Origin of the sequence: Methanocalculus sp., from assembly GCF_029762515.1 — an archaeon.
GTDB lineage: Archaea > Halobacteriota > Methanomicrobia > Methanomicrobiales > Methanocorpusculaceae > Methanocalculus.
Genome location: NZ_JARVGN010000226.1, coordinates 1 through 3,794 on the forward strand (window position 1 = coordinate 1; position 3,794 = coordinate 3,794).

General features: G+C 49.0%; 4 protein-coding genes and 1 pseudogene. All 5 read left to right on the top strand.

Annotated features, from left to right (window positions below; all coding sequences use genetic code 11):
- Positions 1–570 (top strand): annotated as a pseudogene (locus QCH34_RS08500) (site-specific integrase); the annotation flags it as partial.
- Positions 571–902: 332 nt separating this feature from the next.
- Positions 903–1,124, top strand: coding sequence for a hypothetical protein (locus QCH34_RS08505; protein ID WP_300332842.1), 222 nt, complete (start codon positions 903–905; stop codon positions 1,122–1,124).
- On the top strand, positions 1,114–1,308 hold the full coding sequence (locus tag QCH34_RS08510) for a hypothetical protein (RefSeq protein ID WP_300332844.1): 195 nt from the start codon (positions 1,114–1,116) through the stop codon (positions 1,306–1,308). Before QCH34_RS08505 ends, QCH34_RS08510 begins: the two co-directional genes overlap by 11 nt.
- Positions 1,305–1,823 carry a hypothetical protein gene (locus QCH34_RS08515; protein ID WP_300332846.1) on the top strand — a complete coding sequence of 173 codons (519 nt, stop codon included), beginning with the start codon at positions 1,305–1,307 and terminating at the stop codon, positions 1,821–1,823. The genes QCH34_RS08510 and QCH34_RS08515 overlap by 4 nt, the downstream gene beginning before the upstream one ends.
- A partial coding sequence (locus QCH34_RS08520; RefSeq protein ID WP_300332848.1) for a DUF3987 domain-containing protein occupies positions 1,820–3,794 on the top strand: 1,975 nt, incomplete at its 3' end. The genes QCH34_RS08515 and QCH34_RS08520, both read left to right, overlap by 4 nt.

Below are 3,794 nucleotides of genomic sequence, written 5' to 3' on the forward strand. Positions count from 1 at the left end.
CAACACCCAAAACGGACAGATCCAAAAGCACCACTATTCATCAACCTTCGAAAGCCGGGGGGGGATGTCCGCTGGAGTGCAAGAGGGATACAGAACAGTCTCAAGACAATAGCCAAACACGCGGGGGTTGAGAAGAGGATCTATCCTCATGCCTTCCGACATGGCCGGGCAACGGACAGAGCAAGCCATTACACCGAACCAGAGATGCGGGTAAAGTTTGGATGGACCAGCGGATCAATGATGCCATCAACCTATGTTCATTTGAGCGGGCGCGATGTTGAAGACAAGGATCTGAGGCTTGCGGGTATTCTCACAGATGATCCAAGCCGGAACCAGAACCCGCTTGCACCGATTGATTGCCCTCGATGCAAGAGGAAGAATCCACCCGATGCGATGTTCTGCAATTGCGGTATGACCTTAAAGGAAGAGGCATTTAAGATCGTTGAAGAGGCAGAGGATCGGATGGAAGGCAAACTATCAGAAGATCAAAAACTGATGACCGACGTATTGACAGAACTGCGCGCTCTTCGTAAAGCGGGCAAAATTCAGACAGAAATAAGCAATTTTTGAAGAGATTGCTTTAAACAATATTCTTCTTTTTCTTTCAAAAAACAAAGGTATTTATACTCATAAACCAAATGTAAATTGCCGGATAGCATTGAAAGAAGCAATTTTGAATGTGACATTAACGTAAAAACACAACCTGCGCGAACGAATAAAAACGAACGAGCCGGCAAGGAAGCGCTTTTCTAAGAAAAAGCGCAGGATGTGGTTTAAATGACTAATTCAGACTTTGAGAGATCTATTCTCGATCATATTCGGGGTAATCCTGATACGACATTATCAAATCTCCACGCCAAATATGGCGCGGGATTGAGCTATCCCGGTTTTAAGCACCGTGTATGGAGGATGGAGCAGAGAGGGCTATTGATCACCCGGAAGAGATACGGGCGGTTATTCTGCGAGGTGCAATCATGATCGCGGTATCAGCACCAAACGAACCGATCATGATACGGCGTGATGTGCTTCACGCGATGCAACCAATATACCGGATCACCGCTGAAAAACTCGCAGAACGCGGCGAAGTCGTTATCATAGAAAAGGAGAAGAGCGATGCCCGATGAAATGCGGGGGAGCTTGCCGGGGGCGAATCCAGCAAGCCAAACGACAAACACGGCGGGTGTAAGTCACTCTTCTATTGATCGTTCTGCATACTTAAAGGTATTGTTGGATAAAGTTCTCGCAATGGAGCAGCGCCTGGAAGACGCGATCACGGCGATGGATGCCCGCTGGGAGGAATCACGATGAGCGCCTTCACCGTTGAAAGGACAATCCGGTACAGATGCCGATCATACCGGATCAGCACTTCGGGCGATACGGTCCGGGATGCTATCAAGTCTCTTGATTACGAGATCGCAGAACTCAGGCGATCACCCTGCGAGGAACCAGAGCCGGTTGTTCTCATTGATGATATCAAACGCAAGGAGCGACAGACACCCGCACAGCTGGAGCCGGGGGTATATCGGGGGATATGTGTCAATGTTGATCTTAAACAGCCGCCAGCCAGAATTGACAAAACCCTTCAGTTTGTTTTTCAATTGATTGATGCAAGCCTAAACGCGATCAACCAGTTCATAAAGGATTCAATCACCATCGGGCGCGGGGATGATGAAATCTCAAAGCGGCGGTTGACGAACTTAGCCAGATCCACCGGGGTATCTCGACTCAATGATACAAGTCAAATACTGAATCGTATTGTTGGTATAATCGTTGATCACCGGGGGCGGGTTGCAGCATATCAGGATGTGGGGGTTATCCGATGATCCCGGATCAGTTGAAGCGGGATGATCTTCTCTTTGTCGTTTTTGAGCCAAAGGGGGATAACAAAAACCCCAATTTTCCACGATGGAACGCGGTTGAGAACCTACTCAAACACGATGATCCCGAACTTCAGACAGGTATCGATCGAGATATGGTTATCGGATGCGCCGGGGCCCCAGGCGGCGGTATTGTCATTTTTGATGTGGACAAACGGGAGGAGGCAGATCCCGCCGGTATCATGGACATTTGCGGCGATACCTTCCGGGTATCGGGATACTCAGATGAACGGAAGTTTAAGGCGTTCTTTGATGTGGTAGATATCCCGGACGAATACAGAGACGGGCGCGGCAAACGCACGCTTCATGGAGTCGATGTATTCGTACCGGGGGGGTGGGGAACCATCAAAGGAGACGTTGATCCATGTTGGAAGGTGGGGGGCCAGTGTGTAATCCCGCCTTCCAAACACCATTCGGGGAGCCGGTATGAGGTCACAAACGATGTGCCAATCAAGCGGGCGAGATGGCAGGATATCAAGCACTTTTACCCGGATGATGTGGCAAAGGGTGAGGGAGGCAGGAAGCCCGCCAGAACGCCGTATATCAACGGAGCAGAGCCGATCCCAGAAGGGTATCGATACAGCACCCTCTTTAGTATAGCATGCCAGCAAAGAGAGCGTTTTGGCTTCAATAGCGACGAGATACACACCGTCATTTCTGCGGTCAATAAGAACCGATGCAACCCGCCGTTATTTGATGATGAACTCAGGAGGATCGCGGGATCGGCTGCGGGGTATCCGACGAACTCGAAACCTGATGATGAGGTAAGAGCCGCCGAACTGGCAGCGGGGTTACTTGCACCATATGAGAACCGGGCCGAAGACGAAACAGAGATCGCCAATGCAGATGATCTTGTATCGGGATACCAGGCACAAAAAATTAAGATGGATTTTTCCATTTTGCCGGGCGACAGCCTGATCTCAAAATATATCCAGCATATGCAGAAGCGATCGGATTCATACCCGGAATACGCTTTTACCGGGGCGCTTTTTGCTATATCGACATTGACACGAAGAAACGCCTTCATAAAATTTAATCATTCGGTGAAACCGTTTTTTCCGGGGGTCTGGATAATGAATCTCGGAGCCAGCACGATATCCCGGAAGAGCACGGCGCTTGATGCAATCGGTGATGTTCTCGAAGCAACCCTAAATGATGGATTGATTGATACGAGGGCCCCGCGACGGTGTGAAAACTCATTCAGCCCGGAAGGTTTTGTTGAGAGCATGGCAGAGCACCCGATCCAATATCATTTACTTGATGAATGTGGTCAACTGCTCGCGGATATGCAGAAATCGTACATGTCAAATATGAGGGATGTTTTTTTATCCATTCATGGCGGCGGCGATTACACGCGGCGGCGAAGTTCAAAGAAGGGGGGGGAACCGAACCGAACCGATATCATCAAACCGTTTTTTACGGCGCTTTTAACGACGACACCCGGCACTCTGGCAAAGCATACTGTTTTGTTGGATCTTCAGTCTGGATGGTTATTGAGATATCTCTATGCAATGCCGTCGTATCCCAAAGATTTTAAGGCATTTGAACCGGACGACGCCGCAATAAACGCAGAATACGACACCCTTATAAAATGGTTCAAAAGAATCAATGCGATATTTGCAGAGCACGTTATCCAGTTCGAACTATCAGCCGATGCGATGTTTATCTATCAATCATGGCAGAGGGATCAGGAATCCAAACTTACTGCTGAAAACGACGAACTGAAGTTATCGGCTTATGGCAGGTTATGCGACTATGTGCCCGTAATCGCGATCATCCATTCCATCACAGATCCCGCATTTCTGGATGCGGACTTCTCGAAGAGGTATATAGTGGGGCGGCGGGAACTGGAGATGGCGATCACTCATATTGAGGATTACTTTATGCCGGTCTTTCTGGAAGTGTGTGATATTGTTG